Origin of the sequence: Tabrizicola sp. (assembly GCF_041911175.1) — a bacterium.
Lineage (GTDB): Bacteria > Pseudomonadota > Alphaproteobacteria > Rhodobacterales > Rhodobacteraceae > Tabrizicola.
Genome location: NZ_JAYRPN010000134.1, coordinates 1 through 18,171 on the forward strand (window position 1 = coordinate 1; position 18,171 = coordinate 18,171).

Here is an 18,171-nt window from a genome sequence, read left to right on the forward strand (position 1 = left end):
GCCGCTGGTCGGGCTGGTGACGATCCTGAAGGCGCGCCACCGCCGCAAGCGCGGCCTGCCCGAGCCGGTGGATCACGACTTCGAGAAACGCCGCGCCGCAACCCGGGAATCCGAAGCGCGCATGGCGGCCTATCTGGCGCAGCGCAGCACGGCGAGTTATCACGTCACCGAAGACGACGAACAGGAGATCAGGCGATGAGCGCCGAGGACACGATCCGCGATACGATCACGAAGAACGATGTGGTGCTGTTCATGAAGGGCACCAAGATGATGCCGCAGTGCGGGTTTTCCTCGCGCGTGGCGGGGGTGCTGAACTTCATGGGGGTGGAATTCCAGGACGTGAACGTGCTGGCCGATGCCGATATCCGGCAAGGGATCAAGGACTTCAGCGACTGGCCGACGATCCCGCAGCTTTACGTCAAGGGCGAATTCGTCGGCGGCTGCGACATCGTCACCGAGATGACGCTGTCGGGCGAGCTGGACCAGCTGTTCGAGACGAAGGGCGTGGCCTTCGACAAGGAAGCGGCGGACAAGATTCGCGAAGCGAACGCCTGAGAGAGGTGGGCGAAACTCGCCCACCCTATGGCGTGATCACGGGGCAATGGCGCAGGTGAGAAGCGGTGCCTCGCCCTCAGGTGTTTTCCAGTAGAGCGTCGCCTCGTCGCCCTTGGTCCACCAGACATAGTTCGACCCGTCCGAGGGCCAGCCATAGCGGGCCCCCGAAGCGGCGGGTTCGTTCACCAGCGTGATCTGCTGGCCGTCGACATGGATCACCACAAGGCTTTGATCCGCGCCGTTGATGTAGGTCGCGGGCACCTCGACGCCGCGGTCGCAGAGATAGCGGTCGGCGGTGAATTCCTGCGCGGCAGCGGCTGACGGCAGGAGGGCGAGGAGGACAGCGGCCCTCATGCCCGCACCTGCTCTTCGACACGGGCGGCCATCGCCTCGGCCCTCGCGGCGATCTCGGCCAGCGTTTCGTTGACCTGGGTCGGGATCACCGCGACGTCGCGGGTGGCGACGGGGCGGGCCTCCAGTTCGGCTACACGGGCGCGCAAGGTGCGGAGTTCGTCCTCTACCGCCGCCGTCTTGTCGGCCAGCATCAACCCCGCCATCAGCAGCATCTTCGCCTCGGGCAAGCGGCCCATCTGGGCGATGATCGGCGCGGCCTCGGCATCCAGCATCCCGGCGGCGGAGCGCAGGAAATGCTCTTCCCCCGGCTGGCAGGAGACCTGGAACGGGCGACCGCCGATGGTGACTTCAAGATCAGGCATTGCCGGCCTCCGTCAGGTGGGGTTCCAAAGCCGCGAGGATTTCGTCCATCTCGGCCATTTCCGTCAGCCGGGTTGCCCGCAGCGCTTCGAGTTCCGCCGCCATCGCCTTGTTGATCAAGGCAGGTTCGGTCGCGCCCGAGGCGGCGGCGCTGCGCAGGGCCTCAAGCTGTTCGCGCAAGGATGCGTTCACCCGCCGCATCCGTTGCAGTTCCAGCCCCTGCACGTCCAGTTCCTGCGTCAGCCGGTCGACCTTGTCCTGCAGGTCGCCTTTCGCTTCGCGTTCCTTGGCGGCGCGGAGCCGGGCCTGGAGCTGGGCGGTCAGCGATTTCTCTTCCTCAAGCTGGGCGCGGAGCGCGGAATCCGAAGGCGCGACGGCGGGTGCGGCGGTCGTCGCCGCCGGACGGGGTTGCGCGGCCAGCCGGTCCACCCCCTTGCCGATCCGTTCCAGCGCGGTGGTGATCCGCTTCTCCAGCTCGGTTATGTCCTGCATCCCTTACCCCTTGCACCCCGGACGCCATTCCGGCGCCCGTCCACGCCGGAAACCCGGGCGAATCGCCCTGTCCCCGGTCGCAGGTGATCTTAGCGCGAAACCCCGGAAAGGCGACCGGCCTTTCTTCCCAAGGCCTTGGGGACCAAGCTTGATCTTGCCGGTCGCGGTGGATAGGAGGCTGGCACTTCCAACGCCACGCTCAGCCCGAAGGAATGCCGCCTTGGACATCCAGACCCTCCGCCAGCAGAACCCCGACCACTGGATGCGCGCCACTGCGATCCGCGCTTTGGCGCTGGATGCGGTCGCCGCCGCGAATTCGGGCCATTCGGGGATGCCGATGGGCATGGCCGATGTGGCGACGGTGCTGTTCGAGAAACACCTGAAGTTCGACCCCAAGGCGCCCCGCTGGGCCGACCGCGACCGCTTCATCCTGTCGGCGGGCCACGGGTCGATGCTGATCTATGCGCTGCTCTACCTCACCGGCTATGCCGACGTGACGCTGGACCAGATCAAGGCCTTCCGCCAGTGGGGCGCGATCACCGCAGGGCATCCGGAATACGGCCATGTCTCGGGAGTGGAGACGACGACCGGACCCTTGGGCCAGGGGATTTCCAACGCGGTGGGCTTCGCCATCGCCGAGGAGAACCTGCGGGCGCGCTGGGGGGCGAAGGTGCAGGACCACCATACCTGGGTCATCGCGGGCGACGGCTGCCTGATGGAGGGCGTCAGCCAGGAGGCCATCGGGCTGGCGGGCAAGCAACAGCTCTCGCGGCTGATCGTGCTTTGGGACAACAACGGGATCACCATCGACGGCAAGGTCTCCATCGCCGATGTGACCGACCAGAAGGCGCGGTTCGCGGCCTCGGGCTGGGACGTGTTCGAGTGTGACGGGCATGACCCGGCGGACATCGACCGGGCGTTGACAGCAGCCAAGGCTTCGCCCCGCCCCGCGCTGGTTGCCTGCAAGACGCATATCGCCATTGGCCACGCCGCGCAGGACACCAACAAGGGCCACGGCGCGCTGACCGACAAGGCGCAGCTGCAGGCGGCGAAGGATGCCTATGGCTGGAAAGGCGGGCCGTTCGAGGTGCCTGCCGACATCAAGAGATGGTGGGAATCGCTGGGGGCCAAGGGTGCCAAGGCGCGGGCCGAGTGGGAGGCGCGGATGGCTGCGCTGTCGCCCGGCAAGCAGGCCGAGTTCAAGCGCATCTTCGCGCTGGAGGCTCCGGCGAAGCTCGCCTCGGTCATTCGCGCTGTGAAGAAGCAGGCGGCGGCGGATGCGCCAAAGCTGGCCACGCGCGCCTCGTCGGAGAAGGTGCTGGCGGCGGTGAACCCGGTCCTGCCGGAGACGATCGGCGGGTCAGCCGACCTGACGGGGTCGAACAACACCAAGACCGCCGATCTGGGCGTCTTCACGCCGGAAGACCGCAAGGGCCGCTACATCTATTTCGGCATCCGCGAACACGGCATGGCGGCGGCGATGAACGGCATGGTGCTGCACGGCGGCGTGCGTCCCTATGGCGGCACCTTCATGTGCTTCACCGACTATGCCCGCCCCTCGATGCGGCTTTCGGCGCTGATGGGGGTGCCGGTGGTCTATGTGATGACGCATGACAGCATCGGCCTGGGCGAGGACGGGCCGACGCACCAGCCGGTCGAGCATCTGGCGATTTCGCGCGCGACGCCGAACACGCTGGTGATCCGCCCCGCCGACCTGGTGGAGACCGCCGAAGCCTGGGAGATCGCGCTGACCGAGAAGACCCGGCCCACGGTGCTGGCTTTGTCGCGGCAGAACCTGCCGGCGGTGCGGAAGACCCATACCAATGCCAACATGGTCGCCAAGGGTGGCTATGTGCTGGCGGAGGCGACGGGCAAGCGGCAGGTGATCCTGATGGCGACCGGCTCGGAAGTGGAGATCGCGCTGAAGGCCCGCGAGGCGCTGGAGGTGGAAGGGATCGGCACCCGCGTGGTGTCGATGCCCTCGATGGAGCTGTTCGCGGCGCAGGACGAAGCCTATCGCAAGAAGGTCCTTCCCGCCGGGCCGGTGCGCGTCGCCATCGAGGCGGGCGTGCGGCAGGGCTGGGATCGCTGGCTCTTGGGCGAGCGGGGCCGTGAGGCGAAGGCGGGGTTCATCGGCATGCATTCCTTTGGTGCCTCGGCCCCGATGGAGCGGCTCTATGCCGAGTTCGGAATCACCGCCGAGGCGACCATCACCAAGGTGAAGGCGCTGCTCTGATCGGTGCAGATATGGCGAAAACGGAAGGGCCGCCCGGTTTGGGCGGCCTTTTCGATTGCAGGCGGGCGCGGCAACATCCGGCGCAACGGGAGGGCTGAACATGGCAGGATGGCGCGGGTTTGCCCCGGCGATGGGCGAGCCGAAACTGGTCGACCTCGCGCGCGCGGGGTTCGGGGCGGGGCTCGGGCTTCTGCTTGCAGGGCTTGCACTGCGGGCGCTTGGCATCGGCTGGCTGATCGCGCCCTTCGGGGCATCGGCAGTGCTGGTCTATGCGGTGCCGAACAGCCCCTTGGCGCAGCCCTGGTCGGTGGTGATGGGCAACACGCTCTCGGCGCTGGTGGCGCTGGCGGTGATCACCGCGTTTCCCGCAGTCGACTTGGCAATCCCGCTGGCGGTGGGGCTGGCGATTGCCACCATGATCGCCGCCCGGGCGCTGCATCCGCCGGGGGGTGCGGTTTCGCTGCTGGTGGCGCTGGCCGGCAAGACCGACTGGCTGCACACGTTGGTGCCGGTCATTGCCGGGTCCTGCCTCCTGGTCGCGATCGGCATCCTGTGGAACCGGGCCGTGGGCCGGGTCTACCCGTTCCGCCAGCCGGCCCAGCCGGGGACGCACGGCACCATTGACCCCAAGCCGGAAGAACGCATCGGCCTTGACCCCGCCGAGCTTGCGACGATCCTGGAAGACTTCCGGCAATCCTCGAACGTCGGTGTCGCCGACCTTGCCCGGCTGGTGGGTGCGGCGGAACAGGCGGCGGCGGCGCGGCGGATGGAGGGGTTCGCAGCCTCGGACATCATGTCGCGGGATCTGGTGACGGTGGGGCCGGAGGCGCCCCTGAGCCAGGTCGCCGACATCTTCCGCAAGCGCGGCTTCACGTCGCTGCCGGTGGTGGGAGAAGAGGACCGGCTGCTGGGCCTGATCTTCCAGATCGACCTGATCCGCCGGGCGCGCGAGGATGCCTTCCGTCAGCACCACAGCCTGATCCGGGCGCTGGCGCATCTGATCGACAGCCACCGCAAGCGGCCGCCGAAGGCCGCCGAGATCATGGAGACCGATACCCCCCGCATCGCCCCGGATACGCCGGTCGGCGCGATCATGCCGCTGCTGGCGGATGGCGGGGCGGAAGCGGTGGCCGTGGTCGAGGGCCCGAAAGTGGTCGGGATCGTGACGCGGACCGACCTTGTCTCGGCGCTCGCGCAGCGGCTGGCGCTGGTACAGATGGCCTCCTGACGCGGCGGGGCGCCGGGCAGGCGCGGCTCTGTCAGTGCGTGTCGGCCTTCTTGCCAGTGACAGCGGCCCAGAGCGGGCCGATCACCCGGGTCGCGACCGGGATCAGGATCACCCCCAGCGCCAGCCCGAAGACCCCGTCCAGCGCCGCCGTGACCAGCCATGCGACAAAGCCCTGCGCGACAGGCACGGCATGGGCCGCAGCCTCGGCAATGTGGTGGATCGTCTGGTAGGGCCAGGCCCAGAGATGCGTGACCTCAAGCCCGTGGATCACGATGTTGCCCCCGACCCAGAGCATCGCTGCCGTGCCCACGGTCGACAGGAAGGCCATCAGCTTCGGCATGGCGTGGACAAGGCCCCGGCCAAGCGCCCTGCCCCCGCTGGTGCGACCCCTGGCGGCCAGATGCAGGCCCACGTCGTCCATCTTCACGATCAGCGCCACCGCGCCATAGACCGCGACCGTGATCAGCGTGCCGACGACGGCCAGCGTGACCGCCTGCAGCCAGAAGCTGGGGCTTTCGATGGTGGCGAGCGCGATGGTCATGATCTCGGCCGACAGGATGAAATCGGTCTTGATCGCGCCCGCAACCTTTTCCTCTTCCAGCCGGGCCGGATCCCTGGTGTCGAAGTCTTCCGCGATCTCGGCGTCGGCATGGGGCGCGACGGCGTGCGCCAGCTTCTCGGCCCCCTCGAAACACAGGTAGGCCCCACCCACCATGAGAAGCGGCGTGATCGCCCAGGGCGCGAAGTAGTCCAGCGCCAGGAGGCCAGGCAGCAGAAAGACCAGCTTGTTCTTCAGCGACCCCAGCGCGATGCGCCAGATGATCGGCAGTTCCCGGTCGGCGGAAAAGCCGTGGACATATTTCGGCGTCACGGCGGCATCGTCGATCACCACGCCCGCGGCCTTGGTCCCCGCCTTGGCCGCCGCCGCCGCCACATCGTCGATGGACGCCGCCGCCACCTTGGCAATCGCCGCCACGTCGTCGAGAAGTGCCAGAAGTCCGCTCATGCCCTGCCCTATCCTGCCTGCAACCGTGGATGTAGCGGGAAACGCGGGATTCGGCAAAGCGATGCCAATGCAATCGGTTGGTTAGCGCAAACAGGCGAAGATTGCGCTAACATCCTGAAAAGGCGTCGCTTTCCGCCTTGCATACCGTCGTGGACCGGCTAAGGCCTTGGACAAGCATCAGCAAGGGGACGTGTTCATGACCGTGACAGTCGGCATCAACGGCTTCGGCCGCATCGGGCGTTGCACGCTGGCCCATATCGCGGAATCGAACCGCAACGACGTGCAGGTGGTGGCGATCAATGCCACCGGCCCGGTCGAGACGAACGCGCATCTCCTGCGCTACGACTCGGTGCATGGCCGTTTCCCCGGCGTGGTGAAGGTGACCGAGGACGGGCTGGACCTGGGCCGTGGCCCGATCCGGATGATGTCGACCTACAACCCGGAAGAGCTGGACTGGCAGGGCGTGGACGTGGTGCTGGAATGCACCGGCAAGTTCAACGACCGCGACAAGGCGGCGGTGCATCTGGGGCGCGGCGCCAAGCGGGTGCTGGTCTCGGCCCCGGCGAAACGCGCCGATCTGACGGTGGTCTACGGGGTGAACCACCGCAGCCTGTTGCCGGAGCACAAGGTCGTCTCGAACGCCTCCTGCACCACCAACTGCCTGGCGCCGCTGGCCAAGGTGTTGAACGACAGCATCGGGATCGAGAGCGGCATCATGACCACGATCCACAGCTATACCGGCGACCAGCCGACGCTGGACCGCCGCCACAAGGACCTGTATCGCGCGCGGTCGGCGGCGATGGCGATGATCCCCACCTCGACCGGCGCGGGCAAGGCCATCGGCGAGGTGCTGCCGGAGCTTGCGGGGCGGCTGGAAGGCTCGGCGATCCGGGTGCCGACGCCGAACGTCTCCGCGGTGGACCTGACCTTCATCGCGCAGAAATCGGTGACAGTGGCAGAGGTTAACGAAATCGTCAGGGAAGCCTGCGCAGGCTACATGGGCATGGTCATGGCCTATGACCCGGAACCGAAGGTCTCGATCGACTTCAACCACACGCCGCAGTCCTCGATCTTCGCGCCCGACCAGACCAAGGTCGCGGGCCGTTCCGTTCGCGTGCTGGCGTGGTATGACAACGAATGGGGCTTCTCCTGCCGGATGGCCGATGTGGCCGGCGTTCTGGGGCGGCTCACGCAGTAGCACGGGCCCCGGCGGCCCCACGGAGGGCCGTCTTGACCAATCGTCTCGCAGTCTGGATCGGCCTGATCCTGCTCGTCGCCGGTATCGCCGACTTTACCCTGAACGGCGGGTCGGCGATCATCTTTCTGGTGCGCAAGTTCCTTGACATGATCGAATGGCTGGCTTTCTGGCGCTGACCCCGTCAAACTGCGGTTGCATTTCCCGGCGATATGTCATTGTTAGCGCTATCGGGATACGAGCCCTGTTTCGGAGGTAGAGTCATGGCCGTGAAGGTTGCCATCAACGGGTTTGGACGCATCGGGCGCAACGTGCTGCGCGCCATCATCGAGTCGGGCCGCACCGACATCGACGTGGTCGCGATCAACGACCTCGGGCCGGTCGAGACCAACGCCCACCTGCTGCGCCATGATTCGGTGCACGGCAAGTTCCCGGCGACCGTGACGACCGGCACTGACACCATCGACGTGGGTCGCGGGCCGATGCGGGTCACGGCGCTGAAGAACCCGGCCGACCTGCCGTGGAGCGACGTGGACATCGTGCTGGAATGCACCGGCATCTTCACCTCGAAGGAAAAATGCCTGCCGCATCTGGAAAACGGCTCGAAACGGGTGCTGATCTCGGCGCCCGGCGAAGGGGCGGACAAGACCATCGTCTATGGCGTGAACGACAAGACCCTGACCAGGGATGACATCGTCGTCTCGAACGCCTCCTGCACCACCAACTGCCTCTCGCCCGTGGCTTACGTCCTGAACAACGCCATCGGGATCGAGAAGGGCATGATGACCACGATCCACAGCTATACCGGCGACCAGCCGACGCTGGACACGATGCACAAGGACCTCTACCGCGCCCGGGCGGCGGCGCTCAGCATGATCCCGACCTCGACGGGCGCGGCCAAGGCCGTGGGGCTGGTCCTGCCCGAGCTGAAGGGCAAGCTGGACGGCTTCGCCATGCGGGTGCCGACGCCGAACGTCTCGGTCGTGGATCTGAAGTTCATCGCCAAGCGCGCGACTTCGGTCGAAGAGGTGAACGCCGTGATCAAGGCGGCGGCGGATGGGCCGCTGAAGGGGATTCTCGGCTATACCAATGAGAAGCTGGTCAGCGTCGACTTCAACCACGACCCGCATTCCTCGATGTTCCACATGGATCAGACCAAGGTGATGGACGGGACCTTCGTGTCGATCCTGAGCTGGTATGACAACGAATGGGGCTTCTCGAACCGCATGGCTGATACCGCCGTCGCGATGGGCAAGCTGATCTGAACCATCTGAAAATTCAGTAGAAAGGCGCCTGCGGGCGCCTTTTTCATACCCGCAAGCTATGCACTCAGCGCAACGCCGCACCGCAGCATTGGGCGTTGTTGGCGCTAACGAACACCCCTATCTTCCGGCCATGCGAGAAGGAAAAGCAGACCGCTCGCCGATGAAGAAGGACGATGAAGATGATCAATGTGTTCGAAATGCTGAAGACCGCTGCGGTGAACTACGCGCTGTACCGCCAGACCCGCAACGAGATTGCCAACCTGCCCGCCGACATCGCGCTGGACCTCGGGATCTACCCGGGCGACGCCGAGCGCCTTGCTCGCGAATCCGTCTACGGCAAGGCGGCCTGAGCGCAACACCCCGCGCCGGGACTGATGCAGGGGCCTTCGGGCCCCTTTTGCATGTCAGGCGTATTTGCCGGCCAGCGCGCCGACCACCGGGGCCGGGACGAACTTTGACACGTCGCCCCCCAGCCGGGCGATTTCCTTCACCAGCTTCGACGCGATGGCCTGCCGCCGGGCATCGGCCATCAGGAACACCGTCTCGATGCTGGAATCCAGCGCCCGGTTCATGCCGACCATCTGGAATTCATATTCGAAATCCGCCACCGCCCGCAGGCCGCGGATGATGATCTCTGCGCCCACGTCGCGGGCGCAGTCGATCAGCAGGTTCTCGAACGGGTGGACGACGATCTCGCCCCCGGTCTTGGCGGTGATCGCGGCGCACTCCGCCTCGACCATCGCCACGCGCTCCTCCAGGGAGAAAAGCGGCCCCTTGTCACGGTTGATCGCCACGCCGATCACCAGCCGGTCGACGAGCGCCATCGCGCGCTGGATGATGTCGGTATGGCCAAGGGTGATCGGGTCGAAGGTCCCCGGATAAAGCCCGATGCGCATGATGTCCTCCGCAGCCGCCAGCCCCGCGCACGCAACAATATTGCGCGCGCAGGCGCAAGAGCTTTCTGGCAGCTCAGAAGCCCTTGATCATGCCTTCCAGCGCATCCTTCTCGGCCGCCAGTTCCATCAGCCGCGCCTTCACCACGTCGCCGATGGAAATCAGGCCGACCATCTTGCCGTCCTCGATCACCGGCATGTGGCGGAAACGGCCGTCGGTCATCCGGCCCAGCACCGCATCGGTGCCTTCCGCGCGGGTGCAGGAGACGATCTTCGCCGTCATCAGGCTTTCGACCTTGTCGCCCAGGCAGGCGGCGCCGCGCTTGCCCAGTTCACGCACGATGTCGCGTTCGGACACGATGCCCTTGGCCGCCTTGCCGTCCGCCGAGACGATCACCGCCCCGATCCGCTTTGACGACAGAAGTGCCGCGACTTCCTGGACAGTGGTTCCAGGCGCCACGGTGATTACGCCGCTGTCACCCTTGGATGCGAGGATCTGCTGTACGAGCATAAGGCGGCCCCTCCCTCTGACCGGAGGTCAAGCGTCGGGCCGGAAAGGGGATTCTGTCAAGCGCGCGTTTTCCACCTGGGCATCCAGTCGCAGCATCTCGGCCCGCGCCTCGCGGGTCAGCTGGTCGGCGAAGCGGTTCAGCCGGTCCAGCCTTGTGTCGCTTTCGTGCCGGATCAGCCAGAAACTGCGGGTCAGGCTGATCCGGTCGGTCAGGACGCGGGTCAGGTTCGGGGCGGCGGGTAATGAGAAGTCATGCACCACCCCCACCCCAGCCCCGTGCCGAAGCCAGTTCAGCTGGACCGAGACCGAGTTGGAAGTCAGCGTTGCCGGGCCGATGCCGATCTCGGCCAGGTAGTCGAGTTCCTTGTCGAAGATCAGGTCGGGGATATAGCCGACGATGCGGTGGCCTTGCAGGTCCTGCGGCGTCTGGATCGGCGGGGCGCTCGCCAGATAGTCACGGCTCGCCGCCAGGTGCAGGCGGTAGTCGGTCAGCTTCTGCACGGTCAGCCTGCCCGCCTCCGGTCGGCTGACGGCGATGGCCATATCGGCTTCGCGCTTCGACAGGTTGAAGACGCGGGGCAGCGCCACGATCTGCACTTCGAGGCCGGGGTTGGCGTCGCAGATGCGGGCCAGGACCTGCGGCAGCAGGTAATTCGCGCAGCCGTCCGGCGCGCCAAGGCGGATCAGGCCGGTCAAGCCGCCGGGACCGGAGAGGCTTTCCTCCGCCCCCAGCGCCGCCCGTTCGGCGGTTTCCGCATGCGGGATCAGCCGCGCGCCTTGCTCGGTCAGCGCATAACCCTGCGGCGATTTGCTGAAAAGCCGCGCCTTTGTCGCCTCCTCCAGCCGGGCCACGCGGCGGCCCACCGTGGCCGGGTCGATCTTCAGCCGCTTGCCCGCCGCCGACAGGCTTTCCGTCCGCGCCACGGCAAGGAACACGCGCAAGTCATCCCAGTCCACGGCAACTCCTCGTGCGCTGCGCGTCTCGTCGTGCGCCCCGACGAGAAGCGCAGCGCACGAGGAGGCCTGCATTCCTGCAAAACCCTTTTGGCACATTGCCGCTTTGTCTGGCGTTTGTGCAAGAGTAAAAGCCTGTCAGACACAGGAGGGATTCCATGCAAGAGATCGGTCACTGGATAAACGGAAAGCGCGTCGCGGGCACTTCGGGCCGCTTCGCCGATGTCATGAACCCTGCCACGGGCGAAGTGCAGGCGCGGGTCGCGCTGGCCACGCCGGGCGAGCTGGACCACGCGATCCAGGAGGCCGCGAAGGCGCAGATCGGCTGGCAGGCCACCAACCCGCAGCGTCGCGCGCGGGTGATGATGGCCTTCGGCGCGCTGATCAACGCGAACATGGACAAGCTGGCGGAAATGGTCGCCCGCGAACACGGCAAGACCATCCCCGACGCCAAGGGCGACGTGCAGCGCGGCCTTGAGGTGATTGAGGTCTGCATGGGCGCCCCGGCCATGCTCAAGGGCGAGATGATGGATTCGGCCGGCCCCGGCATCGACCTTTACGCCATGCGCCAGCCGCTTGGCGTCGTTGCGGGCATCACGCCCTTCAACTTCCCCGCCATGATCCCGTTGTGGAAGATCGGCCCGGCGCTTTCCTCGGGCAACGCGATGATCCTGAAACCCTCCGAACGCGTGCCCTCGACCTCGCTGTTCCTCGCAGAACTGCTGAAGGAGGCAGGCCTGCCGGATGGCGTGTTGCAGGTGGTGAACGGCGACAAGGAAGTGGTCGACGGCATCCTCGACCATCCGGTGATCCAGGGCGTCGGCTTCGTCGGCTCCACGCCCATCGCGCAGTATATCTACGGCCGGGCGGCGGCGAACGGCAAGCGCGCGCAGTGCTTCGGCGGCGCCAAGAACCACATGATCATCATGCCCGACGCCGACCTCGACAAGGCGGCGGATGCGCTGGTCGGCGCGGGCTATGGCGCGGCGGGTGAGCGCTGCATGGCGATCTCGGTCGCGGTGCCGGTGGGTGAGAAGACCGCCGATGCGCTGATCGAACGGCTGATCCCGAAGATCGAGAAGTTGAAGGTCGGCCCCTATACCGCTGGAAATGATGTGGATTTCGGGCCCGTCATCACCCAGGCCTCGAAGGACCGCATCCTTGGGCTGATCAACTCCGGTGTCGAGCAGGGCGCGAAGCTGGTGGTCGATGGCCGCGGCTTCAAGCTGCAAGGCTATGAGAACGGCTTCTTCGTCGGGCCGTCGCTGTTCGACAACGTCACCGCCGACATGGACATCTACAAGCAGGAGATCTTCGGCCCGGTCCTGACCACCGTCCGCACCAAGTCCTATGACGAGGCGCTGAAGCTGGTGATGGACAACGAATACGGCAACGGCACCGCGATCTACACCGCCGACGGCGACACCGCGCGCGACTTTGCATCCCGGGTGAACGTCGGTATGGTCGGGATCAACTTCCCGATCCCGGTGCCGCTGTCCTACTTCAGCTTTGGCGGCTGGAAACGCTCGGCCTTCGGCGACCTGAACCAGTACGGCCCGGATGCCTTCCGTTTCTACACCAAGACCAAGACCGTCACCGCACGCTGGTTCTCGGGCATCAAGGACGGCGCGGCGCTGAACTTCAAGGCGCTGGACTAAGCTTCTGTCTGGTAAAGACAATCGGGGCGCGAGCTAGACTGGCTCGCGCCCAGTTTTCATTCCGGATGGGCAACATTGTGCCGAACCGCCCCTCCGACCCCGTTCCGCCTTGGAACCTGCGCCGCGATTGCGGCATTGGGCAGCATGACCCTGACCCCCGGAGCCCGCCGATGCGCCGCATTCTCATTCCCTTCGTTCTGACGCTGGCTGCCGCCCTGACCGCCCCGGCGCAAGCCAAGGACAGCAAGCACTGCCCGCCCGGTCTGGCCAAGAAGGATGTGCCCTGCGTGCCCCCGGGCCAGGCGAAGAAGCGGCATCATGACGACGATGATCATGACCACGACCATGACCATTGGCGGCGGGGCGACCGGATTTCCGGCGACTACGTCCTGATCCCGCGGGACGAATGGGAACGTCTGGCCCTGCGCGACTATCGCGACGGCAGCACCTACCTGCGCGCCGACAACCAGATTCTCCGCGTCATGCGCGATACGCTGGTGGTTCTGGAAGCGGTCCGCATCCTCGACCGCATCATGGACTGATCGCGGCGCAGGGCGGGCGAACGGCCCACCTTACTCCGCCGCGATCTTGCGGGATTTGAGCAGGTCCTTCAGATAATGCCCGGTGTGGCTGGCCTCTACCTTGACCACATCCTCGGGTGTGCCGGTCGCGACGATCTCGCCACCGCCATCCCCGCCCTCGGGGCCGATGTCGATGACCCAGTCGGCGGTCTTCACCACGTCGAGATTGTGTTCGATCACCACGACCGTATTGCCCTGTTCCACAAGCGAATGAAGCACTTCCAGGAGTTTCCGCACATCCTCGAAGTGCAGGCCCGTGGTCGGCTCATCCAGGATATAGAGCGTCCGCCCGGTCGCCCGGCGCGACAACTCCTTCGACAACTTCACCCTTTGCGCCTCGCCGCCGGAGAGCGTGGTTGCCTGCTGGCCGACCTTGATGTAGCCGAGGCCCACCTCGACCAGCGCGTCCATCTTCTCGCGGATCGCCGGGACCGCCTGGAAGAACTCGCGCGCATCTTCGCAGGTCATCTCAAGAACCTCGGCTATGCTCTTGTTCTTGAACTTGATTTCCAGCGTCTCGCGGTTGTAGCGGTGGCCCTTGCAGGTCTCGCAGGTGACATAGACATCGGGCAGGAAGTTCATCTCGATCTTCAGCACACCGTCGCCCTGGCAAGCCTCGCAGCGCCCGCCCTTGACGTTGAAGCTGAACCGCCCTGGCCCGTAGCCCCGCGCCTTCGATTCCGGCAGCCCGGCGAACCAGTCGCGGATCGGGGTGAAGGCCCCGGTATAGGTCGCTGGATTTGAACGTGGCGTCCGCCCGATGGGGCGCTGGTCGATGTCGATCACCTTGTCCAGATGCTCGAACCCCCTGATCGTCTCACAGGGCGCAGGCGTCTCATGCGCGCCGTTCAGCCGCATGGCGGCGGTCTTGTACAGCGTCTCGATGGTCAGGGATGACTTGCCGCCCCCCGACACCCCGGTCACGCAGACGAACTTGCCCAGCGGGAACTCCGCCGTCACCGATTTCAGGTTATTCCCCGTCGCACCCACCACGACCAACTTCTTGCCGTTCCCCTTGCGCCGCACCTTCGGCACCGCGATCTCCCGCGTGCCCGAAAGATACTGCCCCGTCAGGCTCGCCGGGTCCGCCGCCACTTCGGCAGGTGTGCCGTGGCTGACCACCATCCCGCCATGCACCCCCGCCCCCGGCCCCATGTCGAAAACGTAATCCGCCTCGCGGATCGCGTCCTCGTCATGCTCCACCACCAGCACCGTATTCCCCGCATCGCGCAGGTTCTTCAGCGTGGTGAGCAGGCGGTCATTGTCGCGCTGGTGCAGGCCGATGGACGGCTCATCCAGCACATAAAGCACCCCCGTCAGGCCACTCCCGATCTGCGACGCAAGCCTGATCCGCTGCGATTCCCCACCGGACAGCGTCCCCGCCGCCCGGCTCATCGTCAGGTAGTTCAGGCCGACATTCACAAGGAACCCAAGGCGTTCGCGGATTTCCTTCAGGATCGCCCGGGCGATCTCGTTCTGCTGTTTCGTCAGCGTCGCCGCCACACCCTCCACCCAGGCGAACGCCTCGGTGATCGCCATCTGCACCACCTGCCCGATGTGCAACCCGGCGATCTTCACCGCCAGCGCCTCGGGCTTCAGCCGGAACCCGCCGCAGGCCCCGCAGGCGCGGTTGGACTGGTAGCGCTCCATCTCCTCACGCGACCAGGCGCTGTCGGTCTCGCGATAGCGGCGTTCCATGTTGGGGATGATCCCCTCATAGACCCGCTTCACCTGATAGACCCGCCCGCCCTCGTCATAGCGGAACTCGATCTCCTCGCCCTGCGAACCACGCAGGAACAACTCCTGCACCGCCTCGGGCAGGTCCTTCCATCTGGCCTTCAGGTTGAAGCCGTAGTGCTTGGACAGGGCCTCCATCGTCTGCGTCAGGTAGGGCGACTTCGACTTGGCCCAGGGCGCGATGGCGCCTTGCAGCAGCGTCAGGTTCTGGTACGGCACCACCAGCCGTTCGTCGAAGAACAGCTCAACCCCCAGCCCGTCGCAGACCGGGCAGGCGCCGAACGGGGCGTTGAAGCTGAAGAGCCGCGGCTCGATCTCGGCGATGGTGAAGCCGGAAACCGGGCAGGCGAATTTCTCGGAATAGGTGATGCGCTGCGGCTCCTCGCCTTCCTTGGCATCGGCCAGCTCGATGACGGCGATCCCGTCAGCGAGGTTCAGCGCGGTGCGGAAACTGTCGGCGAGCCGGGTCTCGATCCCTTCCCGCACCACGATCCGGTCCACCACCACGTCGATGTTGTGGCGGAACTTCTTGTCCAGTGTCGGCGGTTCCTCCAGCTCGTAGAAGGCGCCGTTGACCTTCACCCGCTGGAAGCCCTGCTTGCGCAGCTCCAGGAATTCCTTCCTGTACTCGCCCTTGCGGTCGCGGACGATGGGCGCCAGCAGATAGGCCCGCGTCCCCTCCGCCATCGCCATGACCGCATCCACCATGTCCTGCACCTGCATCGCGGTGATCGGCAGGCCGGTCGCGGGGCTGTAGGGCGTACCGACGCGGGCGAAGAGCAGACGGAGGTAGTCGTAGATCTCCGTCACCGTGCCAACGGTCGAGCGGGGGTTCTTCGAGGTGGTCTTCTGCTCGATGCTGATCGCGGGCGAGAGGCCGGAGATATGGTCGACATCCGGCTTGCCCATCATGTCGAGGAACTGCCGGGCATAGGCGCTCAGCGATTCCACATAGCGCCGCTGCCCCTCGGCATAGATCGTATCGAAGGCGAGCGAGGACTTGCCGGAGCCGCTAAGGCCGGTGATCACCACCAGCTGATCCCGCGGGACCGCCACGTCGACGCCCTTGAGGTTATGCTCGCGCGCGCCGCGCACTTCGATGAACTTCTGTTCGGCCATGACCTGTCCTCGGAGCAGCAACCGCAGAGATAGGTCAATTCTGCCGAGTCTCCAACCGGAAAATGTGAACGGATCATGAACGATCATCGGCAAATCTGCGGGCTTTACTTTATCACCTTCAAAGCTATATAGCTATTTTGACAAACCGAGGTGTGCCATGTTTTCCTTCCTTCGTCCCACCCCCAAGCCCAGCATGACCGAGATCGCCGAACAGGTGGCTCAGGGCAGAATGCTGCTGATCGACGTCCGCGAACTGGCCGAGGCCAGGGCGTCGGGCGTGGCGCAGGGGGCGCGGCTGATCCCGCTGTCGCTGGTGCCGCTGAAATGCGATCCGCGCCAGCCGGGCTGCGAATTGCCGCAGGGCCTGCCGGTGGCGGTCTACTGCGCCTCGGGCGGGCGGTCGGGGATGGCGGCGGAGGCGCTGACCCGGATGGGCTACGGCCCGGTCGTCAACCTTGGGGGCCTGCGCGACTGGGCGGCGGGCGGCGGCGCGGTGGTGGCGCTGTAGCTCAGACCAGCCGCTGCCGCCGGGCCTTCTGCAGGGCGTGGATGGCAATCCCCGCGAGGCAGAGGGTGACGGCGGCAGAGGCAAGTCCCGCAGGTCCGGCACTGGCCAGCAAGGCCGCCAGGACCGGCGTGCCGGTGGTGGTGCCCAGGTTCCCCAGTTGGGCCACCGCCCCGGCTGCGCCGGCGCGGTCGTCGGGGGTTGCATTCAGCTCGGGGATCGAGGCGAAGCTGGCGCCCTGGACGATGCCGAGGGCGGCGGAGAGGAGGAAGCCTCCGGCCACCATCCCGGCCCCCTGCCCCCAGAAAAGCCACAAGAGCAGGAAGCCGGGGATCGCGGCAGTGTAGCCAAGCTGGACGAGGCGGACGGCGGACATCCGGGCCAACAACCTCACCCCCAGCGTCAGCGACACGGCGATGGAGACGAGCGGCATCCCGGCGGCGATCAGCGCGCGGTGGGTAGTGGGGGTTTCCGGCGGCAGCAGGGTCAGGATGGCGACGTAGAGGAATGTGTAGCAGCAGAATCCCATCGCCGGGGCGGCGAGGCGGGGGGAGAGGTAGATCTCGGCGTGCTGGGCGAGGAGGTTGCCGAGCGGAGGGTGGCTGTGGCGCGGATCGGGCGGCAGGGTCAGGGCGAGGATCGCGGCGAGAGCGGCCATGTAGGCGGCGTGGCCGAGGAAGAGGCTGGTGGGCGTGAGGTGGGGGCCGAGGAGCGCGAGGATCGTGTAGGTCACGCCGAAGAAGCTGGACCAGAGGGTCATGGCGAGGGGGCGGCGGTGTTCGGGGGCGAGGGCGGCGATCATCGTGGGGCCGACGACGACGATGGCGAGGTGGCTCGCGCCTTCCACGAGGCGGGTGGCGAGCATCAGGGGGTAGGCGGGCATCAGGCTTTGCAGGGCCGACATCGCGGCCCCGGCCGTCAGGGCCGCGACGATGGCGCGGCGGGGGCCGATGCGGGCGACCAGCAGTCCGGCGGTGGTGCCGAAGATCAGGCCGACCATGCCGACGATGGAGACGACGAGGCCGAGAGCGACCTCTCCGCTGCCGCCGTAGGTCGCCCGCAGGCTATCGTAGAGGATCGAGATCTTGCCGAACTGGGCGGCGGCGCCGAGACCGGCGGCCCAGAGGAGGAGGACGAGGAGCATGGGGGGCAGCGGGCGCATGGGCTCATTGGTAGCGGGACCGGGAGCGGGATGCCAGAGGCGTGTCCACGGTGGACAGGAAATCGCGTCTTTTGTTTTCAAAGGCTTGCGCGCGGACGTTCAGGAAATCTTAACTTCCGGCAGTCGCTCGTCGGTGGCTTTGCCCTACTTCGCTGGGGGACGGTGGATTGGCAGCCACCCTTGTGTCTTTGGGTCTGCGATGCTTCTGGTGGTAGTAGAGGCCTCGGGGACCGCTGACCGCAGCACTGGCCCACGCCGGGGCTGGCTGCGCCCGCGTCAACCCGCGCTACTGGTTCGAGCGGGCCGAAGAACGGAAATCCGGCCAGGACCGACCGCGTTGACGCTGAGATGCTGGCCCGA

Annotated in this window: 20 protein-coding genes; 11 read left to right on the top strand and 9 right to left on the bottom strand. The window is 66.4% G+C overall.

Going from position 1 to position 18,171, the window contains the following annotated elements:
* Both ACE3P6_RS18755 and grxD read left to right on the top strand, forming a co-directional pair.
* Positions 1-199, top strand: a 199-nt coding sequence (locus ACE3P6_RS18755) for a hypothetical protein (protein ID WP_374397962.1), incomplete at its 5' end; no start/stop codon positions are given.
* Positions 196-555 (top strand): Grx4 family monothiol glutaredoxin, encoded by a 360-nt coding sequence (gene grxD / locus ACE3P6_RS18760; protein WP_374397963.1) that lies wholly within the window; start codon positions 196-198, stop codon positions 553-555. The genes ACE3P6_RS18755 and grxD, both read left to right, overlap by 4 nt.
* A gap of 36 nt (positions 556-591) precedes the next feature.
* Here the strand turns inward: grxD and ACE3P6_RS18765 are convergent, their stop codons facing one another.
* The 3 genes from ACE3P6_RS18765 to ACE3P6_RS18775 are packed head-to-tail and all read right to left on the bottom strand — an operon-like array spanning position 592 to position 1,761.
* The gene (locus ACE3P6_RS18765) at positions 592-909 is read right to left on the bottom strand and encodes an MliC family protein (RefSeq protein WP_374397964.1); all 318 of its coding nucleotides are present in this window, start codon (positions 907-909) and stop codon (positions 592-594) included.
* On the bottom strand, positions 906-1,271 hold the full coding sequence (locus ACE3P6_RS18770) for a cell division protein ZapA (protein ID WP_374397965.1): 366 nt from the start codon (positions 1,269-1,271) through the stop codon (positions 906-908). The genes ACE3P6_RS18765 and ACE3P6_RS18770 overlap by 4 nt, the downstream gene beginning before the upstream one ends.
* Positions 1,264-1,761 (bottom strand): hypothetical protein, encoded by a 498-nt coding sequence (locus tag ACE3P6_RS18775; RefSeq protein WP_374397966.1) that lies wholly within the window; start codon positions 1,759-1,761, stop codon positions 1,264-1,266. The genes ACE3P6_RS18770 and ACE3P6_RS18775 overlap by 8 nt, the downstream gene beginning before the upstream one ends.
* A 220-nt stretch (positions 1,762-1,981) precedes the next feature.
* Here ACE3P6_RS18775 and tkt point away from each other — a divergent pair, with 220 nt between their 5' ends.
* Both tkt and ACE3P6_RS18785 read left to right on the top strand, forming a co-directional pair.
* Complete coding sequence (gene tkt, locus ACE3P6_RS18780) at positions 1,982-3,997, top strand: transketolase (RefSeq protein ID WP_374397967.1); 2,016 nt, start codon at positions 1,982-1,984, stop codon at positions 3,995-3,997.
* Positions 3,998-4,097: 100 nt separating this feature from the next.
* On the top strand, positions 4,098-5,225 hold the full coding sequence (locus ACE3P6_RS18785; protein WP_374397968.1) for an HPP family protein: 1,128 nt from the start codon (positions 4,098-4,100) through the stop codon (positions 5,223-5,225).
* Positions 5,226-5,256: 31 nt separating this feature from the next.
* Here the strand turns inward: ACE3P6_RS18785 and ACE3P6_RS18790 are convergent, their stop codons facing one another.
* A complete protein-coding gene (locus ACE3P6_RS18790; RefSeq protein WP_374397969.1) occupies positions 5,257-6,231 on the bottom strand; it encodes a DUF808 domain-containing protein in 975 nt (324 codons plus the stop codon).
* 196 nt (positions 6,232-6,427) lie between these two features.
* On the opposite strand from ACE3P6_RS18790, the gene gap (ACE3P6_RS18795) reads away from it, so the two are divergent.
* The 4 genes from gap (ACE3P6_RS18795) to ACE3P6_RS18810 all read left to right on the top strand — a co-directional run bounded on the left by gap (ACE3P6_RS18795) (position 6,428) and on the right by ACE3P6_RS18810 (position 9,041).
* Positions 6,428-7,429 (top strand): type I glyceraldehyde-3-phosphate dehydrogenase, encoded by a 1,002-nt coding sequence (gap, locus tag ACE3P6_RS18795; protein WP_374397970.1) that lies wholly within the window; start codon positions 6,428-6,430, stop codon positions 7,427-7,429.
* Positions 7,430-7,461: 32 nt separating this feature from the next.
* Positions 7,462-7,605, top strand: coding sequence for a glyceraldehyde-3-phosphate dehydrogenase (locus tag ACE3P6_RS18800; RefSeq protein ID WP_374397971.1), 144 nt, complete (start codon positions 7,462-7,464; stop codon positions 7,603-7,605).
* Between the two features lie 84 nt (positions 7,606-7,689).
* Positions 7,690-8,691 (top strand): type I glyceraldehyde-3-phosphate dehydrogenase, encoded by a 1,002-nt coding sequence (gene gap, locus ACE3P6_RS18805; RefSeq protein WP_374397972.1) that lies wholly within the window; start codon positions 7,690-7,692, stop codon positions 8,689-8,691.
* A 173-nt stretch (positions 8,692-8,864) separates the two neighbouring features.
* The gene (locus ACE3P6_RS18810; protein WP_374397973.1) at positions 8,865-9,041 is read left to right on the top strand and encodes a hypothetical protein; all 177 of its coding nucleotides are present in this window, start codon (positions 8,865-8,867) and stop codon (positions 9,039-9,041) included.
* Positions 9,042-9,095: 54 nt separating this feature from the next.
* On the opposite strand, the gene coaD is transcribed toward ACE3P6_RS18810, so the two are convergent.
* From coaD to ACE3P6_RS18825, 3 genes are all read right to left on the bottom strand, one after another.
* Positions 9,096-9,587, bottom strand: a complete 492-nt coding sequence (gene coaD, locus ACE3P6_RS18815) for a pantetheine-phosphate adenylyltransferase (RefSeq protein WP_374397974.1) — start codon at positions 9,585-9,587, stop codon at positions 9,096-9,098.
* A gap of 73 nt (positions 9,588-9,660) precedes the next feature.
* On the bottom strand, positions 9,661-10,095 hold the full coding sequence (locus ACE3P6_RS18820; protein WP_374397975.1) for a CBS domain-containing protein: 435 nt from the start codon (positions 10,093-10,095) through the stop codon (positions 9,661-9,663).
* Positions 10,096-10,122: 27 nt separating this feature from the next.
* Positions 10,123-11,052 carry a LysR family transcriptional regulator gene (locus tag ACE3P6_RS18825; protein WP_374397976.1) on the bottom strand — a complete coding sequence of 310 codons (930 nt, stop codon included), beginning with the start codon at positions 11,050-11,052 and terminating at the stop codon, positions 10,123-10,125.
* A gap of 155 nt (positions 11,053-11,207) precedes the next feature.
* Between ACE3P6_RS18825 and ACE3P6_RS18830 the strand changes: the two genes are divergently transcribed.
* Together ACE3P6_RS18830 and ACE3P6_RS18835 are read left to right on the top strand one after the other, a co-directional pair.
* A complete protein-coding gene (locus ACE3P6_RS18830) occupies positions 11,208-12,707 on the top strand; it encodes a CoA-acylating methylmalonate-semialdehyde dehydrogenase (RefSeq protein WP_374397977.1) in 1,500 nt (499 codons plus the stop codon).
* Between the two features lie 170 nt (positions 12,708-12,877).
* Entirely contained in the window at positions 12,878-13,249 is a 372-nt protein-coding gene (locus ACE3P6_RS18835; RefSeq protein WP_374397978.1) for an excinuclease ABC subunit A, read from the top strand.
* Between the two features lie 30 nt (positions 13,250-13,279).
* Here the strand turns inward: ACE3P6_RS18835 and uvrA are convergent, their stop codons facing one another.
* Complete coding sequence (uvrA, locus tag ACE3P6_RS18840) at positions 13,280-16,144, bottom strand: excinuclease ABC subunit UvrA (RefSeq protein WP_374397979.1); 2,865 nt, start codon at positions 16,142-16,144, stop codon at positions 13,280-13,282.
* A 157-nt stretch (positions 16,145-16,301) separates the two neighbouring features.
* Between uvrA and ACE3P6_RS18845 the strand changes: the two genes are divergently transcribed.
* The gene (locus tag ACE3P6_RS18845) at positions 16,302-16,652 is read left to right on the top strand and encodes a rhodanese-like domain-containing protein (protein ID WP_374397980.1); all 351 of its coding nucleotides are present in this window, start codon (positions 16,302-16,304) and stop codon (positions 16,650-16,652) included.
* 1 nt (position 16,653) lies between these two features.
* Here the strand turns inward: ACE3P6_RS18845 and ACE3P6_RS18850 are convergent, their stop codons facing one another.
* A complete protein-coding gene (locus tag ACE3P6_RS18850) occupies positions 16,654-17,811 on the bottom strand; it encodes an MFS transporter (protein ID WP_374397981.1) in 1,158 nt (385 codons plus the stop codon).
* Positions 17,812-18,171: the final 360 nt, after the last annotated feature.